Annotated in this window: 17 protein-coding genes; 8 read left to right on the top strand and 9 right to left on the bottom strand. The window is 56.2% G+C overall.

Features of this window, described 5'->3' with window-relative positions; genetic code table 11:
* Window positions 1-7 precede the first annotated feature (7 nt).
* Window positions 8-1,468 (bottom strand): DUF515 domain-containing protein, encoded by a 1,461-nt coding sequence (locus tag TIRI35C_RS10990; protein ID WP_246454778.1) that lies wholly within the window; start codon window positions 1,466-1,468, stop codon window positions 8-10.
* A 76-nt stretch (window positions 1,469-1,544) separates the two neighbouring features.
* Here TIRI35C_RS10990 and TIRI35C_RS10985 point away from each other — a divergent pair, with 76 nt between their 5' ends.
* Both TIRI35C_RS10985 and TIRI35C_RS10980 read left to right on the top strand, forming a co-directional pair.
* Window positions 1,545-1,877, top strand: coding sequence for a TIGR04076 family protein (locus tag TIRI35C_RS10985; protein ID WP_188202858.1), 333 nt, complete (start codon window positions 1,545-1,547; stop codon window positions 1,875-1,877).
* Entirely contained in the window at window positions 1,834-2,907 is a 1,074-nt protein-coding gene (locus TIRI35C_RS10980; protein WP_188202857.1) for a GTPase, read from the top strand. The genes TIRI35C_RS10985 and TIRI35C_RS10980 overlap by 44 nt, the downstream gene beginning before the upstream one ends.
* On the opposite strand, the gene TIRI35C_RS10975 is transcribed toward TIRI35C_RS10980, so the two are convergent.
* Both TIRI35C_RS10975 and TIRI35C_RS10970 read right to left on the bottom strand, forming a co-directional pair.
* Window positions 2,908-4,158 carry an ABC transporter permease gene (locus TIRI35C_RS10975; protein WP_188202856.1) on the bottom strand — a complete coding sequence of 417 codons (1,251 nt, stop codon included), beginning with the start codon at window positions 4,156-4,158 and terminating at the stop codon, window positions 2,908-2,910.
* A gap of 1 nt (window position 4,159) precedes the next feature.
* Window positions 4,160-5,191: an ABC transporter permease subunit gene (locus TIRI35C_RS10970; protein ID WP_188202855.1), complete on the bottom strand. Its 1,032-nt coding sequence runs from the start codon at window positions 5,189-5,191 to the stop codon at window positions 4,160-4,162.
* A 118-nt stretch (window positions 5,192-5,309) separates the two neighbouring features.
* Between TIRI35C_RS10970 and trm14 the strand changes: the two genes are divergently transcribed.
* A complete protein-coding gene (trm14, locus tag TIRI35C_RS10965) occupies window positions 5,310-6,407 on the top strand; it encodes a tRNA (guanine(6)-N2)-methyltransferase (RefSeq protein WP_188202854.1) in 1,098 nt (365 codons plus the stop codon).
* Window positions 6,408-6,427: 20 nt separating this feature from the next.
* On the opposite strand, the gene TIRI35C_RS10960 is transcribed toward trm14, so the two are convergent.
* The 4 genes from TIRI35C_RS10960 to TIRI35C_RS10945 form a co-directional block, all read right to left on the bottom strand.
* Window positions 6,428-6,946: a cell division protein gene (locus TIRI35C_RS10960; protein WP_246454776.1), complete on the bottom strand. Its 519-nt coding sequence runs from the start codon at window positions 6,944-6,946 to the stop codon at window positions 6,428-6,430.
* 4 nt (window positions 6,947-6,950) lie between these two features.
* The gene (locus TIRI35C_RS10955) at window positions 6,951-8,702 is read right to left on the bottom strand and encodes an OPT family oligopeptide transporter (protein WP_188202853.1); all 1,752 of its coding nucleotides are present in this window, start codon (window positions 8,700-8,702) and stop codon (window positions 6,951-6,953) included.
* 341 nt (window positions 8,703-9,043) lie between these two features.
* Window positions 9,044-9,382: a hypothetical protein gene (locus TIRI35C_RS10950; protein ID WP_188202852.1), complete on the bottom strand. Its 339-nt coding sequence runs from the start codon at window positions 9,380-9,382 to the stop codon at window positions 9,044-9,046.
* A 45-nt stretch (window positions 9,383-9,427) separates the two neighbouring features.
* Window positions 9,428-10,105 carry a fumarylacetoacetate hydrolase family protein gene (locus tag TIRI35C_RS10945; RefSeq protein ID WP_188202851.1) on the bottom strand — a complete coding sequence of 226 codons (678 nt, stop codon included), beginning with the start codon at window positions 10,103-10,105 and terminating at the stop codon, window positions 9,428-9,430.
* A gap of 468 nt (window positions 10,106-10,573) precedes the next feature.
* On the opposite strand from TIRI35C_RS10945, the gene TIRI35C_RS10940 reads away from it, so the two are divergent.
* The gene (locus tag TIRI35C_RS10940) at window positions 10,574-11,536 is read left to right on the top strand and encodes a hypothetical protein (protein WP_188203258.1); all 963 of its coding nucleotides are present in this window, start codon (window positions 10,574-10,576) and stop codon (window positions 11,534-11,536) included.
* Here TIRI35C_RS10940 and TIRI35C_RS10935 read toward each other — a convergent pair.
* Entirely contained in the window at window positions 11,533-12,687 is a 1,155-nt protein-coding gene (locus TIRI35C_RS10935; RefSeq protein ID WP_188202850.1) for a tryptophan--tRNA ligase, read from the bottom strand. The two genes, TIRI35C_RS10940 and TIRI35C_RS10935, sit on opposite strands and share 4 nt — an antisense overlap.
* Before the next feature lie 120 nt (window positions 12,688-12,807).
* Complete coding sequence (locus TIRI35C_RS10930; protein ID WP_188203257.1) at window positions 12,808-14,217, bottom strand: acetate--CoA ligase family protein; 1,410 nt, start codon at window positions 14,215-14,217, stop codon at window positions 12,808-12,810.
* A gap of 205 nt (window positions 14,218-14,422) precedes the next feature.
* On the opposite strand from TIRI35C_RS10930, the gene TIRI35C_RS10925 reads away from it, so the two are divergent.
* The 4 genes from TIRI35C_RS10925 (at window position 14,423) to TIRI35C_RS10910 (ending at window position 17,459) form a co-directional block, all read left to right on the top strand.
* Window positions 14,423-14,998 carry an ArsR family transcriptional regulator gene (locus TIRI35C_RS10925; protein WP_188202849.1) on the top strand — a complete coding sequence of 192 codons (576 nt, stop codon included), beginning with the start codon at window positions 14,423-14,425 and terminating at the stop codon, window positions 14,996-14,998.
* Window positions 14,999-15,022: 24 nt separating this feature from the next.
* Window positions 15,023-15,328: a DUF211 domain-containing protein gene (locus TIRI35C_RS10920; protein WP_058939297.1), complete on the top strand. Its 306-nt coding sequence runs from the start codon at window positions 15,023-15,025 to the stop codon at window positions 15,326-15,328.
* On the top strand, window positions 15,329-15,889 hold the full coding sequence (locus TIRI35C_RS10915) for an ArsR/SmtB family transcription factor (RefSeq protein WP_188202848.1): 561 nt from the start codon (window positions 15,329-15,331) through the stop codon (window positions 15,887-15,889).
* Between the two features lie 196 nt (window positions 15,890-16,085).
* Window positions 16,086-17,459, top strand: a complete 1,374-nt coding sequence (locus TIRI35C_RS10910) for an alpha-amylase (RefSeq protein WP_188203256.1) — start codon at window positions 16,086-16,088, stop codon at window positions 17,457-17,459.
* Window positions 17,460-17,490: the final 31 nt, after the last annotated feature.

Raw genomic sequence — 17,490 nt, 5'->3', positions numbered from 1 at the left:
GACCACCTCAGGTTGCAATCTTAGCTATGTAGAGGTACTGCTGGTTGGAGAGTATGTCGGGCACGAATATCGAGGGTACCCTGACGACCACGAGGAACTGGGAGTTCGGGTCGAGCACGAGCATTCCCGACTCCTTCTCGAGGTCAACCACCTCCCAGCCGTAGGCCCTGAGCTGCTCCTTGACCTCATCGCTGGCCTGTATCTTGCCAGCGGCGATCGCCTTGAGTATCTCGGTGAGGTCAACGGAGTAGCTGTAGCTCGCCGAAGCGCTCTGGCTGGCGCTCTGGCTGTTGGTGTAGGTGTCGCTGGTGGTCTGTCCATCGCTTATGGTGGTGTCGCCGGGGGTGTATGTGGTGGAGTGGTCCTCACTGTACTGAGTGCTCGAGGACGTACTGGATGAGCTGCTCTGGCTCTGGGCTTCGTTGACTGAGATAATACCCGCATCCGTCGGCAGGAGTACCAGCTGGACGTAGCCCTCGTTGGCTATCTCCTTGAACTGTGCGCTGGTATCGTTCTTGGCGAAAACCATGATCTTGTCTCCGGGTGAGAGGAAGGCACCGTTTATCCTGTCCCTTGAGAGGACAAGGGCTATATCCACGTACTCAACCTTGTAAACCTGGTACTGCATGAGCTCCCTGTAGTCAAGGATCCCGCCCAGGATTGCCTTGGCGTCCGCTTTGCTAACTATCCTCTTGACGGATTCCCTCTCAAGGATGACCTCCTGGCCCGGGATCATGTCAATCTTATAGTAGTAATAGTCCCTCCAAAGCTCGAGGAGGTAGGGGGACGGGTCGATGGAATTCACCTGCTCCACGGTCTCCGCGCTCTCGACCTGCGCCTCGAGGCTTTTCATGGAGTCTATGACGTTGGCCTTTATATCATCCGGAAGTGGCATGGCAAGGAGGCCCTGGAACTCGGTCTCTATGTCCCGTATCTTCTCAGCCTTGGTCTGGTTGAGAACCCTCTCATACTTCAGGCGCTCTATCCTCTGGAGGCATTCGTTGTACTCATTCAGGGCCTGATCGTAGGCTCCCTTAACGTCAACGGCACTGAGCTCATCAACCGACTGAGCAGATTTGATGGCATTGATGAGGTCCCTTCTTATCTCTATCGGCTTCTGGGTACAGTTCTTGGACTGGTTGACGATGTCCCCCTGGAAGTAGGTGTATACTTCTTTGAGCTTCTGGTTCTTCTCATTGGCAAGCTGTTCCGCAGCCCTGTTCTGTATGTAGAAATACGCACCCACGGAGATTATGAGGATGACGATAATGACTATCGCGGCGCCGGTGAGGATTCTTTTCCTTCTCTCCCTCTCCCTAATGCTCCCCACAGGACGGGGCTTCTTGGGAGGCTTTTTGACAGGAGGGGCAGCGGTTTTTGGGACTTCGGGCTCCGCGCTGGCTTTACCCAGCTCCCTCAAACGGCGAATCTTCGCCTCGATATCCTCGGACACGTTGAGCACCACCATCAATCGTTATCATAACTGGCTTCTTATATCAAATAGTTTTTTGAACGTCAATCTTTATTTAGGTTTCGGTGAGTGTATGGAGCGGTTAGAGATTCGCGTAGTAGAAATCCGGGGAAAATGTCCCGTTTTTCGCCTCGGAGACAGGATAGTGGTCGAGGGACCCAGGGTGAACCTGGAAGAAACGGACGCAATATGCACCCATGCATTCTCATCGCTGCTGCCGTACATAGTTGCGCTGCGAAAGGGTATTAAGCCGGGTGAACTAGGCCTGGGTAGGGGTGAGAAGGCATACGTTCAGTGCCTCGACCCGGGGCCGCCGTACACGGACGGCGGTACAGTAATCTTCGAGATAACGGTGGTGAGAGATGAAGGCGAGAAAGGCGTGGAGGGTGGTGAGGGAGGTAGTTGACGAGGCCGACGTTATCGTCGAGGTCGTCGATGCCCGCGACCCCATAGGAACCAGGAACCGAAAGCTTGAGAGGCTCATCCTAGAGGAGGAAAAACCGCTCCTCATAGTCATGAACAAGGCGGACCTGGTACCAAAAGAATGGGCCGAGGAGTACAAGCGAAAGAGCGAGATACCGGTGGTTTTCATATCCGCCCGCGAGAGAAAGGGAACCGGGATACTGAGGAGGGAAATTAAAAGGCTCGCCAGGCCGCTTTTGGATGAGAGGGAAAAGGTCAAGGTGGCCCTCATCGGCTACCCCAACGTCGGCAAGAGCACGATAATCAACACCCTGAAGGGAAAGAAAGCGGTTGGAACCGCCCCGATTCCAGGCTACACAAAGGGCAAACAGCTGATAAAGCTGAGCAAAAAGCTATGGCTCCTCGACAGCCCCGGTGTCATCCCGATAGACGACTTCGACGAGCTGGTCATCAAGGGGGGCTTTCCCGCGGACAAGATAGACGAGCCCGTCAAACCGGCGCTCAAACTCATCAGGCGTATTCTGGATACGAGGAGGGAGGCCCTCACCGAGAAATTCGGCATCGAGGAGTTCGAGAGTGAGGAGGAAATCCTCAGGCGGATAGGGGAGAAGAGGGGCCTCATAAAGGCCGGTGGCGAGGTCGACCTGGAGGAGACGGCAAGGTGGTTCCTCCGGGAGTGGCAGACCGGCAGGTTCACCCTCTTCGGCAGGGAGAAGAAAGCCGAAGAAGACGTCACATGGGATTTCGAGGAAATCCTCGACGGTGTCGAGCGAGAACTCCTTCTCGACCCGAGGAGGATACTCTGGAAGTACGGCGACGAGCTGAGGGAGAAGCTTGACGGCACAAAGCGCGTAGGAATAAGGGAAATAGAGGGCTTCACCGTGGGAATAGCGACGGGCTTCAAGAAGTGCGACGGCGGAACGAAGCTCCTGGAGCGGCTGACTGGCAAACACGTCCTGGCGAGCGAGTGCTTCGGCAAGAAGTGGAAGGGTGTGGTGGCGATAATGGAGTAGCTAACCGGAGCCAGAGGAGACGAAAGCCAGACCGGCGCTCAGGACGGCCATGGCGAGGCCTGGAGCCACTATCCACCACCAGTAGCCCCCGTAGAGCGCCCCCTGGTTCATGGCCTCTATCATAAAGGAGCCCCAGTTGGTACCCGGAATCAGGCCAAAGAACCCGAACACGGAAACGAGGGCCACTATCCTGGCTAGGAGTATAGTGGAGTACCTCAGCGAGAACTCCCCGACCGGCGGGAGTATGTGCCTCCTCAGGACCCAGAGCGTGCCGGCGCCCATGCTCACCGCGGCTTTGACGTACTCGTTCACCTTCTCCTTTATCGTCATCATTCTAACCGTCTTGGCGAACTTCCCGAGGGTGAGGAGGGCAACGAAAAACATGAAGAGGACGGGGTTTATCCTGACCTGCTGGCCGTAGCCCTGGGTGGAGAAGAGCCAGACGAGGACGACGAGGATCGGGAGCATCGGCAAAGCGACGAGAACCTCCAAGAGGAACGTTATGAACTCACCCAGGGCACCGCCAATGTAGCCGGACAGGAGGCCTATCAGAACCCCCAGGACCACTATTATCACCGTGGTGAAGAATGCAAGGTAGAGGGTGTTGTTCATTCCCTTGACGAAGCCGACCCACATGTCCCTGCCGTAGGAGTCCGTGCCGAGGAGACCGTAGCAGGTTCCGAGGATTTCAACGGAGGGTGTGGCGTTTCCAGCAAAGCGAACCTCAAAGACGTACTCCCCGTTGAGAGTCGCCATACTTCCGTCGCGGGAGAACAGGAGCTGAGTTGCGGAGAAGAGAACGTACCCAGCTTCGCTGAGATTGAGAACGTCGGAAAGCGAAGAAACAACTCCCGCCCGCATGTTGGTGTTGAGGCTGAGGTTGCCCGAGGTCGCTATACCGCCATAGAGGGGCACTCTAATCCCGTCCGGCCTCAAAACGCTTATTTCAACCTCTCCACCGTAGGGAAGGCCGTAGAACCTAACGTCGCTCGGCTTGTCGCGGTAGGTATGTTCGTAGGAAAACCTGTAGACCAGCGAGCCGTTCTCCTCAAGAACCACCGGCTTCAGAAAGGCCGTGGGGGTCCTGTCGCCGAAGAGGACGAACCACGAGGGGTAAGCCATTCGGGGGTTGTCCTTCCAGTAGTTAAGGTTCTCCCAGTTGGCCATGTCCTCGTCGCTCACGCCCGCGTTAGAGAAGGCCACGAAGAGCGCGAAGATTACCAGTATCGCTATTCCCGCTTTCCGCCCCATTTCAGCTCACCCTCGGATCGAGCAGTCCCTTGGTCAGCTCAAGCAGCAGGGAGAAGAGGAAGGTTATGGTAGCTATAGAGAGAGTGACGACGAAGAAGAGGCGGTAGTCAAAGCGCACGACGACACCTATGGCCGGGACTATGGTCCTAACGAAGCTGGCCCTTAGGAGGGTTCCAAGACCGCCGAGGCCGAAGAGGACGTCGATGACTATGTAATCCGTGAACATCTCCACGAACTTCTGGACCGTGAAAGAACTCAGGACGATGGAAACGTTTCTGAGGACGTGCTTCCTGTATATCAGCCCCTCAGGAAGGCCTTTAGCCCTCTCCGTGAGGACGTAGGGCTTTCCAAGCTCGTTCCTCACCTCGTGGGCCACAGTAACTATGAACTCCCAGACGTAGACGAAGACCAGCGTGGAAACCGGGAGGATGAGGTGCCAGAGAACGTCGAGGAAGTCCCCAAAGCCCTCCTTTGGAGGGGTGCTCCTCAGGCCGGCGATGGGAAGAACGCCCAGCTCGACCGCGAAGACCGCTATCAGAACCGCACCAATCCACCAGGAGGGCAGGCCGTTGAAAAAGCGCGCCAGTCCCTCAACCGTTCCAAGGAACCTACCGTTCGCCAGCCTGAAGCCGAGGAAGAGGCCCAGGAAAAGAGTCAGAACCATGGCCAGCCCCATGACTGCGAGGCTGATTCCTATGACGTGGGCGAAGTCGTACTTGGGGTTCTCGCGGTAGTAGTCAAAGCTCTTCCTGAGGAGGTCTATCCCCATGAGGAGAAGGTTGTCGGTTTCAACTCCCTTTGCCTTAGTGAGTATTCTGTAGTAGTACTCATCGACCGTCAGTCCTTCCCGAGTGGCGTTCCTCTCAAGCTCGGCGTAAAAAGCCGGGTTGGATTCGCGGATGTGGAGAACAGCCTCATGAGCATACTCCCACGTCAGTTTGTTCGAGCTGGCGCCGGCTACCAGAACGATCACTAGGAGGACGCCAAGGTAAACCGCCACAAGGCGCACCAGGCTCCTGACCGGAAGTCTCATGGCAAAGTATTTTGACCGCGAATTGTATATAAAGCTATCGGGAAAAGTTAAATATAAAAACTCCAAAAACACGGAAGGGCGGAGCAGGTTTTTTAAACGGGGCGAACAACGTGACCACATGAGGCTTTTACTAACGACTTCCAAGGGCATGGAGGACATTGCAAAGGGAGAGGTTGAGAACCTGCTCTCTGGCCTTGGAGTTCCGTTTCGAGTGGAGGAAAAGCCACTCGGCGTTGAGGGGAGGGTTTTAGCTGAAGTCGGCGAAGCTTTCTACACCGACGAAAAGGGCAGGAAGAGGGAGCTGAGCGTTTCAACCTATCTTAACGAGCGCTCAAGGCTCCTTCACCGTGTAATAGTCGAGATAGCGAGCGAGCGCTTTGAGGGGATCGGGGGAGACGAACCCGACCTTGCCCTCAGGAGGATAGAGGAGTTCGTCTCAGAGCTTCCAGTGGAAAGGTACGTCAAGGTGAGCGAACCCTTTGCAGTACGCTCCTTCAGGAAGGGTGAACATAAGATAACGAGCCTCGACATATCAAAGAAAGTTGGAAAGGCGATATTCGAGAGGCTTGAGCGCTTCGGAAGGCCAAAAGTCAACCTCGACCACCCGGCGGTGATTTTCAGGGCGGAACTTATAGGAGACGTCTTCTTCCTCGGGATAGATACGACTGGAGATAGTTCCCTCCATAAGAGGCCCTGGCGCGTTTACGACCACCCCGCTCATCTCAAGGCCAGCATAGCGAACGCATTGATTGAGCTGGCAAGGCCAGACGGCGGTTCCTTCGTAGACCCATTCTGTGGAAGCGGTACGATTCCGATTGAGTTAGCGCTCAGGAGCTACGAAGGGAGAATACTCGGCCTGGAGAAGTACAGAAAACACCTGCGCGGGGCCGAGATGAACGCCCTCTCCGCGGGAGTCATGGGGAGGATAGAGTTCCTCCTCGGAGACGCCACCAGGCTGAGCGAATACGTCGAGAGTGTGGACTTCGCGGTGAGCAACCTTCCCTACGGCCTTAAAATAGGCAGAAAGAGCATGATTCCGGGGCTCTACATGGACTTCTTTGGCGAGCTGGCAAAGGTTCTCGAAAAGCGCGGGGTCTTCATAACGACAGAAAAGCGGGCGATAGAGGAAGCCATAACAGAGAACGGCTTTGAAATCAAGCACCACCGCCTCATAGGGCACGGAGGGCTTATGGTGCACACATACATCATAGAATAGCGAGAAAGAAAAATTTAGGATCAGACCTTCAGCGCCTTGACCGCGCTGAGGGTCTCCTTGAGGTCCTCGTAGCCGTAGCGGAGGTATCTCCTTCCCTCGTTCTCATAGCCGTCGGCGAAGGCGCTCCATGCCCTGTTGAGGGCCCTCTCGCCCCTGCTGAAGACGCTCATGATGGTTCCGTATGTCATGAGGCCCTCTATCCTTAGGGGCTGCGCCTTCTCGGCGAACTCATCGAGCTCCTCAAGGATTCCGGTGAGCTCTTCAACGGCCTTCTCGCGCGGGGCGTCCATTATCCTCTCAATCCTGCCAAGGGCATCGGTGAGGAGCCTCTCAAGCTCCCTGACGCCACCGGTTCCGCTCTGGGCCGCCCTATGGAGCTCCTCCCTGGCACCCTGGCGCCTGAGGAATATTCCGGCACCCATGACGGCCAGGGAAACTGCCAAGCCGCCCCACATGGGCGGTATCCTGGCGGCGGTAATGGCTCCCGTAACGAGGCCTACCGTGAGCAGGACGTTTCCAACGAGCTTCTTCATTTCCATCACCTCACGGGTGGAGCACTCCCATAACGGTCAGGACCGCGAAGAGGAGCGTCATTGCCGCCTCTCCGACCATCAGTCCGGCCGCGACCGGGAGCACCTTCTCGGTTATGAACTCGTTGCCCTTCTTCCTCTTGGCTATCTCGTGGACGATACAGCCGAGTCCGTAGGGCAGGATGTAGAGCATCGGCAGGTACATTGACAGGCCGACGAGGACGCCGAGTCCCGGTATTCCGCTCATGGAGAGGGCGAAGCCGAGGATTCCTCCCGCGAGGAACTTGTCCACCGGAACGTTGCCGCCGAGGATCGCATCGACCATGGACTTGAGGGCCATCGCCTGCGGCGCCGGGACCATCTCGTTTCCAATGCCGTAGGCCTTCCATATGAGGCCGACGACGGTGAGGGCTATTATCGGGCCTATCCAGGCGGTGAGGAGCTCGACCTTCTGCTGCCTGGAGGGAATGCCGCCAACGAGGTGGCCGGTCTTGAGGTCCTGCATCATATCGGCGGCGCCGGAGATGGCGACACCGACGGTGGCTCCGAGGAGTATGGTCAGCGGCACCTGCTTGCCGGTGAGGTAGAGGAGTATCATGACCGACACGAGCGAGAGGCCGGAAACCGGACTCCAGTCGGTCATTCCGGTGGACATGGCGACGAGCAGCGAGGCGACGAATATCCAGGCGACGCCGACGAGTGCAGTGAGCAGGCTCCTGCCGATGCCGAGGCCGCCGAGCTGGTAGGTAGTGACCAGCAGGAGGAGGAAGGCTAGGGTTATTCCGGCGTAGAGGTACTTTATCGGGAGCTCCTCGTTCCTTCCGGTTCCGAGCTTGCTCGCGTTGGCTATGCTCCTGAGGGCGACTATGATGACGGGCATCGAGAGTATCAGCCCGGCTATCGAGCCGCCGAGGAGCATTCCTATGCCAAGCGGCCTGGTCATGTTGGCGTAGACGAAGCCGCTGATCGCTCCACCGCTGACGTCGCTCGGAAGCCAGCCGAGGGTCTTAACTATGGGCGTGATGATGTAGTATGAGAGTATTCCACCGGCGAGGACTATGAGACCGTTCCTTCCGGTGATGAGGCCCATTCCAAAGACCATCAGCGAGAGGGCCATAGCCAGGCTGACCCATCCGGGGAGGTGGAGCATCGCGCCGAGGTCAATGTACTCTGGGATTATCTCCGGAAGGCCAAGCACCGGGAACTGCTGAATCAGGTAGACAACTGCACTGACGGCCATGCCGAGGAAGAGCAGTCTGGCCTTCTCGATTCCGCTTCCCGGGGTCTTGAGGACGGTGGCAACGGCCGTTCCGGTCGGGAAGCGGAGGCGGTCTATCTCAATCATCTGCTTCCTCAGCGGGATGATGAAGGTGATTCCCAGTATCGCCCCAGCCGCGGTGGCGAGGAAGAAGTAGGTCGTGTTTATCTCCTGGTGCAGGCCCATGATGTAGAGCGCAGGTATGGTGAAGATGACTCCGGAGACGGAGATGTTGACTGCCGAAGCGATGGTCTGGACGATGTTGTTCTCGACGACGGTTCCCTTCTTGAGAATTCCCCTGAGGACTCCCCATCCGACGATGGCGGCTATCGCTGAACCGCCGGAGGTGAAGCCCATTATCATTCCCGCGTAGGTGAAGCTGGCGGCCATGAAGGCGCCCCAGATGACGCCGAGGATTATAGCAGCGGGCGTCACTTCGCGGTAGGTCTCGTCCGAATCCTTACTCTTCCAGCTCGCTTCTCCAAGCTTCCAGTTGGCGTCCGCCATCTCCCAACCTCCTGTACAGTTATGAGCATTCATGTCCACGTTCTTTAGGAATGTGCATTCCTTGGAGGTTGGCCCGTTTCAGAATATAAAGTTTTTCAGCCCTGTAAAAGTCAAGAACGCGAAGTTAAAACCAGAAACGAGTTGAAAGGAACTTCTATGCCGTTTTTAGTCTTAGCATGAATAAAAATTCATCAGGAAGATGGACAAGTGGACACCAACGCACATTACGACATTGGAGGCTCGAAGGGCGTTTAATGTGTCGTTTAATCTGCCGAACGATGGTTAGTTGAAACTTGAAAAGGCTGAAGCGATTTAGGAAAAGCCCGGGAAAAAACGAAGGCTCAGGCCTTAATGGTCACGTCAATGACCGCGGTCTCATTGCCGGGGTTCTTCACCACGACCTTCCATCTACCCTCAGGAAGTTCAACGACCCCATTCACTTCCCTGACGGTTCCAAAATCCCTCAGCACGGTTCCGTCGGGGGAGACAACCTTCACCTCAACCGGAACGCTGGAGCTTATCTCAACGCTAAGGTTCGCCGGACCCCTGAAGGGCCACTCTCTGCTCTCCCCGGCCGGAACGCTCTTTCCCCTGGCGTAGACGAAGTTGTTGTCCAGACAGCCAGCCATCGCAACAGAGAGAACCAGCAGGAGGACGACCCCCAAACGCACCCTCTTCATAACACCACCGGAGACAGTTAAAGATTAAAAACTTAAAAAAGTTTTTCAGCAGAGTATCGAGCCCTCGGCCAGAACGTCGAATTCAACTTTCCCGATTCCCTCAATCCACGCCTCAACCCTGTCGCCGTGCCTGAGCGGGCCTATTCCGGCCGGGGTTCCGGTCGCTATTATGTCGCCGGGTTCGAGTGTCATTATGGTCGAGATGTATTCGATTATCTCCGGGACCTTGAAGACCATCTCGCTCGTCCTTCCGAGTTGCCTGAGTTGGCCGTTCACCTTGAGGCCGATTTCAAGGTCTGCTATGTTCAGCTCGCGCCTGTCAACCACCCTCGGCCCGACCGGGGCAAAGGTGTCAAAGCCCTTCGCTATCGTCCATGGGAGACCCTTCTCCCTCGCCTCGGCCTGAAGGTCCCTCGCCGTTATGTCAAGGAGTATCGTGTAGCCGAGGATATAATCGAACGCCTTTTCCCTCGGGATTCTCCTCCCGCGCTTCCCGATTATCACCGCCAGCTCAACCTCGTGGTCAACCCTTTTGCTCATCCTCGGCAGTATTATCGGCTCGCCGGGCCCTATCAGTGCACTCGGTGGTTTGAGGAAGAAGACCGGCCTTTCAGGGACATTGCCCTTCATCTCTTTAGCGTGTTCTGCGTAGTTCTTGGCAAGGGCCACTATCTTGCTCGGCCTGATTTCGTAGTACGTGTCACGGAAGGGGAGGCGCACCATGATGCAACACCGGCATAAATTCGGGGCAGGGGTTATAAACCGCTCGCGGGAAAGCTGACCTCCTCCCCGCCGTGAAGGGGCGGTTCGGTTCGCGGGCCCATCACCTACTCCTCTCGCGAGTTTCGGCTCGGCCCGCAGGCCCGGTCTCGGGCCCGTTACCCCTACGGGTAAAAACCCGCTCGGGGTTATCGCTCAACGGCCACCCTTCAGAGGTTTTGACTGCTCAAAGGCGGTTTTGAAAGGACGCTTAACAGCGTCAACCCTCTAATGCTGGAGGGTAACGTGAAACCCCTCTTAGTGGGGTTGTTTTACGGTAGCCTCTTCGAGGCCTTATTACACTGGCAAGACTTAAAAAGGTCTCGGTTGTTTAGTTACTCATTGAGCTAATCATTGCACCCCCCGTGAGCGGCGAGACTATCAAAAGAAAAATGTAATAAACAACCCCTCCGAAGCCCATTGGTGGACATCATGAAAGTCGTCGTTCTCAGGGACAGGGGAAGCACCCTGGCGGTGGTATTCATACTAATCTTCATGGTGGCGTTCATGGCGCCTCTGATCTACATGTTCCTGAGCGCTGCCGGGGGGACGCTGTTTCTGATGCTCTTCATCGCGTTCGCGCTCCTGATATTCGGGGGCGGGCTCTACGGCGTAATACGGGTTCGCTCCGCATCAAAGAAAGCGGAAGCGTTCTTCTCTGCCGCAGAGTTCTCGGACTCGGCAGTTTCCATTCCAGGCGAGATGGACTTCGAGGTTGGCGTTCTGGAGATGAGGGGCTGGTGGAGCGGAGGAAAGAACAGGACCTACCACGTGAGCAGAAAGTTCACGGCCGAGAGGATGTCCCGGGGCCCGCGGATCCCGTTCATCGATGGAGAGTTCAAGGCCGCGGTCTACTCGGACGGCACCGGATTCATCAGGGCGCCGGCGGTCAGGGTGCTGAGCGAGCCGTACAGGGACGTGGTGCTCCTCTTCCTGACCAGCAAAGGGCGTGTGGAAGGTGAGGGCACGGTGACGGTCTCAACGCAGGAGGACTCCGCCCAGGTGAGCTTCAGGGGCGACGGAAAACTCATCAGGGGAAGCGTGTACTCAACCCTCACGAAGGCGAGGCGGGTAAAGGTGGCGCTTACGACGGAGGGCTTCAGCTTCGAAAAGATTCTGGGGGCCGGAACGTCCTTCGAGTTCAGCACCCTCATGCTGCCAGAGGAGAGCACGGTGGTCGTCGGAAACTACAAAACGGTCAGCCCGAGGAGCCTGGCGGGCAGCCTCGGAGGCGAGACTCTCATTATGGGGCACGGTGAATTCACACTGCGCGCCATCCTCGACATAAGGCTGAGGCCGGACGTTAAAGCCGAAGAGCCGTTCAGAGTGGAAATGGAGACGGGAGAAGTCGAAGAAAGCGGAGAAAATGAATTCCAGGAAGGGTGGGGGTTCTAAACCCTCAGCGGCTCCGGAATTGATTTATCCCACTGCTCCCTCGCCAGTTCGCCGGTGTACTTGAACTTCTCGACCTTCTTTTCCGCTTCTTTGCGCTTCTTCTGGTGCTCCTTCAGGAACTCCTGAACCCTCTCAATCAGCTCGCGCTTGCACTGGCCGCAGAGTAGCTCACCGCTCTTGCACGCGTGGTAGCGCTCCATGAGCTTCTTGTCGTCCGGCTCAAAGAATATCTCGAACCACTTGAAGACGACGCACTTCTCCGGCTGGCCGCCCTTCTCGCGCTGCTCCTTTGCGGTTGCCCTGCCTCCGGTTAAAGCATACTTCCATATCTTCTTACCCGCCTCCTCCGGGTCGTCGGTGAGGTAAACTGCTGTTTCAGGCTTTGAGGCGCTCATCTTGCCCTCAAGGCCCATGAGGCCTGGCACGAACTTGGAGTGAATGGCAGCGGTCTTGTAGTAGCCGAGGCTCTCTGCAAAGTCCCTCTGGAGCCTCCAGTACGGATCCTGGTCTATAGCCGCTGGAATGAGACAGCGCTTCCTCTCAAAGAAGGTCGGCGCCGCCTGAATCGCCGGGTAGAATATCATCCCAATCTTGCTCTGCTCCGTGAAGCCAAAAACAGCACGGGCCATCGAGTAGTTTATCTTCTTCGCTATCGGTATCGCCATCTCGTATATCTTGGTGAACTCGCTGTCCTGGAAGATGAAGGTCTTGTCCGGATCGAAGCCGACAGCTATGATGTCAAGGATGTTGTCGTAGGCCCATCTCTTGGTGTCGTCGAAGGTGAGCTTCTCCTTGAAGAGGAACTTCTCGTCGTCCGTTATCTGGATGTAGAGGTTGACGCCGAACTTCTCCTGGAGCCACTTTGTGGCGAAGAATGGAATGATGTGGCCTATGTGCATCGGGCCGCTCGGACCCCTCCCCGTGTACAGGAAGAAGCCCTTTCCACTCTCGTAATCAGCCAGAACCTTGTCGTAGTCCCTGTGGGAGAAGAAGAACCTCCTCCTGAAGTATATCGGCAGTTCGCTCTTCGTCAGCTCTGCGGTCTTCTCTATCAGCTCGTCCGTCAGCGGACTGGTTCCGAACTCCTCTATCAGCTTCGCGTAGTCCACAACACCCTCAACGTCCCATGGGGTGACCTTAAAGTCGTCCATTCAAAACACCTCCATTTCCAGTGGAAACGAAACTCAGGACTAAGCCGGGGCAGAAAAGGAAGGCTTCACCAGGGCCAAAAACGACCACCGCGCATGGGAAGAGAAAGGGAAGAAGGGGATTTAAAGTTTTCCATTCTCCCTCAGCCACTCGCCGTACTTGACGAGGGCGTAGACCGCATCGACGCCGTCCTCGACGGTCTCGTAGACGGGAACGCCCTTGAGCTCGATGTTCCTGGCCATCTTATGCGGATAGTCTCCACCTGGAGCGACAAAGACTATCGGCTTGCCGTAAGCTTGCATTCTCTCCATGGCCTCAACGATTCCCTCATCGAGGGCTGGGCTCTGGAAGAGCGCTATGACGACGAGGACATCGACGTTCGGGTCTTCGAGGGCATAGCGCATGGCTATCTCATAGCGGCTCGACGGGGCATCGCCTATGACATCAATCGGGTTTCTGTAGGACATGTGGTGCGGGAGCTTGCCTTCCTCGATGTCCTTCCTAAAGCGCTCGTTGGTCTCATCGCTCAGCTCGGCGAGCTTCATTCCCCTTTCGAGCAGGCCGTCGCTCATCATGACTCCCGCTCCACCGCCGTTGGTGACTATGGCCACGCGGTTTCCTCTGGCCGGCTTCTGCATGGCTAAGGCCTTCGCGTAGTTGAAGAGCTGGCGCATGCTCTTGGCGCTCAGAACACCAGTCTGCTCGAACGCGGCCTCGTATATCTTGTAGGAGCCTGCCAGAGAACCGGTGTGGGAAGCAGCTGCCTTAGCTCCGGCCTCGGTCCTGCCGGCCTTGAGGATGATGATGGGCTTCCTGAGGGTGACCTCCTTGGCGACGTTGAAGAACTTCCTACCGTCCTTGACGCCCTCGATGTAGCCGGTGATAACTCCGGTCTTCTCATCCTGGCCGAGGTAGGCTATGAAGTCGCTCTCATCTAAATCTGCCATGTTGCCGAGGCTGATGAACTTGCTCATTCCTATCTTGTGGCTGGCGGCCCAGTCGAGGATTGCAGCGCCGAACGCTCCACTCTGGCTCATGAAGGCGACCTTTCCGAAGGCTGGCCTGGCCTGCCTCTCCGGCGGGTTGAAGTTGCAGTCAAAGCCGTTCTCGAGGTTCGTCACGCCGAGACAGTTCGGGCCGACGAGCCTTATTCCCCACTTCCTGGCGCGCTTAACGAGTTCCTCCTCAAGCTCGGCCCTTCCGGCCTCTTTGAAGCCGGCGGAGATGACAACAGCCCCTTTAACGCCCTTCTCGCCGCACTCGTCAATGACGTCGGGAACGAACTTCGCCGGAACCGCTATGACTGCAACATCAACCTCGTCAGGTATCTCCTTAATGCTCCTGTAAACTTTAAAGCGCTTCCCGTTGACCTCGACCTCGCCGCCCTTGACGTTTACCGCGTAGACCTTTCCATCGTAGCGAAGAGTTATCGAGCGCATTATGGCGTTTCCAACCTTTCCAGGGACGTTTGACGCCCCGATGACCGCGACGCTCTTTGGATAAAACAGGAAATCGAGCTTTGGAGCCTCCATCTTACCCACCTCCGAAGGTTTTTCGGGAGCCCATATTTAAGCCTTCCTCCCCAGATGGGTACATCCAGGGAAGTGGATATTTTGTCCATCAATGGTTCTTAATGAACCATGGCCTTTACATATATAAAGCTACCGGGGGAAAGCAAAAGGGTTATATGCCATAACGTTAAAAGAAGCATTAGAACGTTTAAATTGGGTGATCCAGATGGCGAAAGTGAAGGTCATAACCGACCCAGAAGTCATAAAGCTGATGCTTGAGGACACGAGAAGGAAGATACTCGGACTGCTCCGCAACAAGGAGATGACCATCTCCCAGCTCAGCGAGATACTGGGGAAGACGCCCCAGACGATATACCACCACATCGAGAAGCTCAAGGAAGCCGGCCTGGTCGAGGTAAAGAGGACGGAGATGAAGGGCAACCTGGTGGAGAAGTACTACGGAAGGACCGCCGATGCGTTCTACATCAACATGTACCTCGGCGATGAGGAGTTGAGGTACTTCGCCCGCTCAAGGCTCAAGATAAAGCTGGAGATATTCAAGGCCCTTGGCTATGAGTTCGATGACGACGAGCTGCTCAATACGATGGATGAGCTCCTCAAAAAGGAGCACGAGTTCAAGACGGAGATATCCAAGGAGATCGAGGCCAACGAAGAGGCGCTTAAGGACTTCTCCAACGAGGACATAATCCACGCCATCGAGTGGCTGGCCATGGCCAGGATGGGCCGCGACGAGGAGACCCTGGCGCTCTTGAAGAAGCTGGGAGAAATACTTAAAAAATGACGGGGAAAGGAGAAGCGATGGGATATGGCGAAGGGCATAAGACTTCTTGTCCTGGACGTGCTTAAGCCACATCAGCCGATGGTGACGGAGCTGGCGCTCGGACTCAGCGAGCTCGACGGGGTCGATGGCGTCAACATAACGCTGGTGGAGATAGACAAGGAGACGGAGAACGTCAAGATAACGATGGCCGGCGACAACCTCGACTACGACGAGATAGTCAGGACGATAGAGGAGTTTGGAGGAGTCGTCCACAGCATAGACATGGTTGCAGCGGGTAGGAAGATCGTTGAGGAGGGAGAAACCCCCCAGGACAAACTGGAGGAGTACTGAGTGAGGGAAGTTTTGATAATCACAGAGCCCGAGAAGGTGAAGGTGCTCTCAGAAGAGACGCGCTTCAGGATTCTCCAGCTCCTCAGAGAGAGACCCATGACCATAAACGAACTGAGTGACGCCCTGGGAAAGGACAGAACAACAGTCTACCGCCATATCAAGACCCTGGAGAGAGCAGGACTCGTTGAAGAAATAGAAGCCCACGGAAACGAGAGGGTCTACTCCAGGGCCGCCAGGCTGTTCCTCATCAAGGCAGACCCGGACGAGAACATAGAGAAGTTCAGACAGGCGTACCTCCAGGTAGAGGCCGAGAAGCTCGTTCAGATCCTAGAGAAAGCGGGTTTCAAGATAAAGAACCGGACAGAGCTGGTAAAACTCGCCAAAGAGGTCCTGGACGAGATAGAGATCAACTCCCAGCCAGTTCTCAAGAGGATATCCCAGGCGGGGATAGAGCTGACAGAGATAGAGCTCTTCCACCTCCTCAACATGCTCGTCTTCATGCAGAGCTGCGAGCTGTGCGGAAAGGCCCAAGAGGTCCGAGGGATGATTGAAGACGACTGAGCCTTGTTATCCCGCCTTTCTTTTCAACCGATCCCAAAGGGCCAGGCTCACGGAAAGAGAAACTCAACGTTGAAACGGGATGTTTCATTTCTGACCATCCATTCAGTGTTCTTTTACGTTCCACAATGAACAATAGTGGCAAAGTTTAAATATTTCACCACCGGTGATATATTCTGACCATCCGGTGGTGATTGCCATGGCCAGAAAGGTGTTGGTGGCAATTCTAGTACTTCTGGTCTTTCTCAGCGTCTCGGCGGTTCCGGCGAAGGCGGAAACCCTTGAGAACGGCGGCGTCATAATGCAGGCCTTCTACTGGGACGTCCCAGGCGGGGGAATCTGGTGGGACACGATAGCCCAGAAGATACCGGACTGGGCGAGCGCAGGGATTTCGGCGATATGGATTCCCCCTGCGAGCAAGGGCATGAGCGGCGGCTATTCCATGGGCTACGACCCCTACGACTACTTCGACCTCGGCGAGTACTACCAGAAGGGGACGGTAGAAACGAGATTCGGCTCGAAGCAGGAACTGGTGAACATGATAAACACCGCCCACTCTTACGGCATGAAGGTGATAGCGGACATCGTGATAAACCACCGCGCCGGCGGCGACCTGGAGTGGAACCCCTTCGTGAACGACTACACCTGGACCGACTTCTCAAAGGTCGCGTCGGGCAAGTACACGGCCAACTACCTTGACTTCCACCCCAACGAGGTCAAGTGCTGCGACGAAGGGACCTTCGGGAGCTATCCTGACATCGCCCACGAGAAGAGCTGGGATCAGTACTGGCTCTGGGCCAGCCAAGAGAGCTACGCCGCCTATCTCAGGAGCATCGGCATCGACGCCTGGCGCTTCGACTACGTCAAGGGTTATGGAGCGTGGGTCGTCAAGGACTGGCTCAGCTGGTGGGGAGGCTGGGCCGTCGGAGAGTACTGGGACACCAACGTCGATGCACTCCTGAACTGGGCATACAACAGCAACGCCAAGGTCTTCGACTTCCCGCTCTACTACAAGATGGACGAGGCCTTCGATAACAACAACATCCCTGCCCTCGTTGATGCCCTCAGATACGGTCAAACAGTGGTCAGCCGCGACCCGTTCAAGGCGGTGACTTTCGTGGCAAACCACGACACCGACATAATCTGGAACAAGTATCCAGCTTATGCGTTTATCCTCACCTACGAGGGTCAGCCCGTCATATTCTACCGCGACTACGAGGAGTGGCTCAACAAGGACAGGCTCAGGAACCTCATCTGGATACACGACCACCTCGCCGGGGGAAGCACCGACATAGTCTACTACGACAGCGACGAGCTTATTTTCGTGAGAAACGGCTACGGGGACAAGCCGGGACTGATAACCTACATCAACCTCGGCTCAAGCAAGGTCGGAAGGTGGGTCTACGTCCCGAAGTTCGCCGGCTCCTGCATACACGAGTACACCGGCAACCTCGGCGGCTGGGTGGACAAGTACGTCTCCTCCAGCGGCTGGGTCTACCTCGAGGCCCCTGCCCACGACCCGGCCAATGGCCAGTATGGCTACTCCGTCTGGAGCTACTGTGGGGTGGGCTGAACCCTGCCCCCACCCATTCCCTATTATTCTT

The sequence above is a fragment of the Thermococcus camini genome, assembly GCF_904067545.1.
GTDB lineage: Archaea > Methanobacteriota_B > Thermococci > Thermococcales > Thermococcaceae > Thermococcus > Thermococcus camini.
Note: the sequence above shows the minus strand (reverse complement) of the source record. Positions and strands in the feature narration are given on the sequence as shown.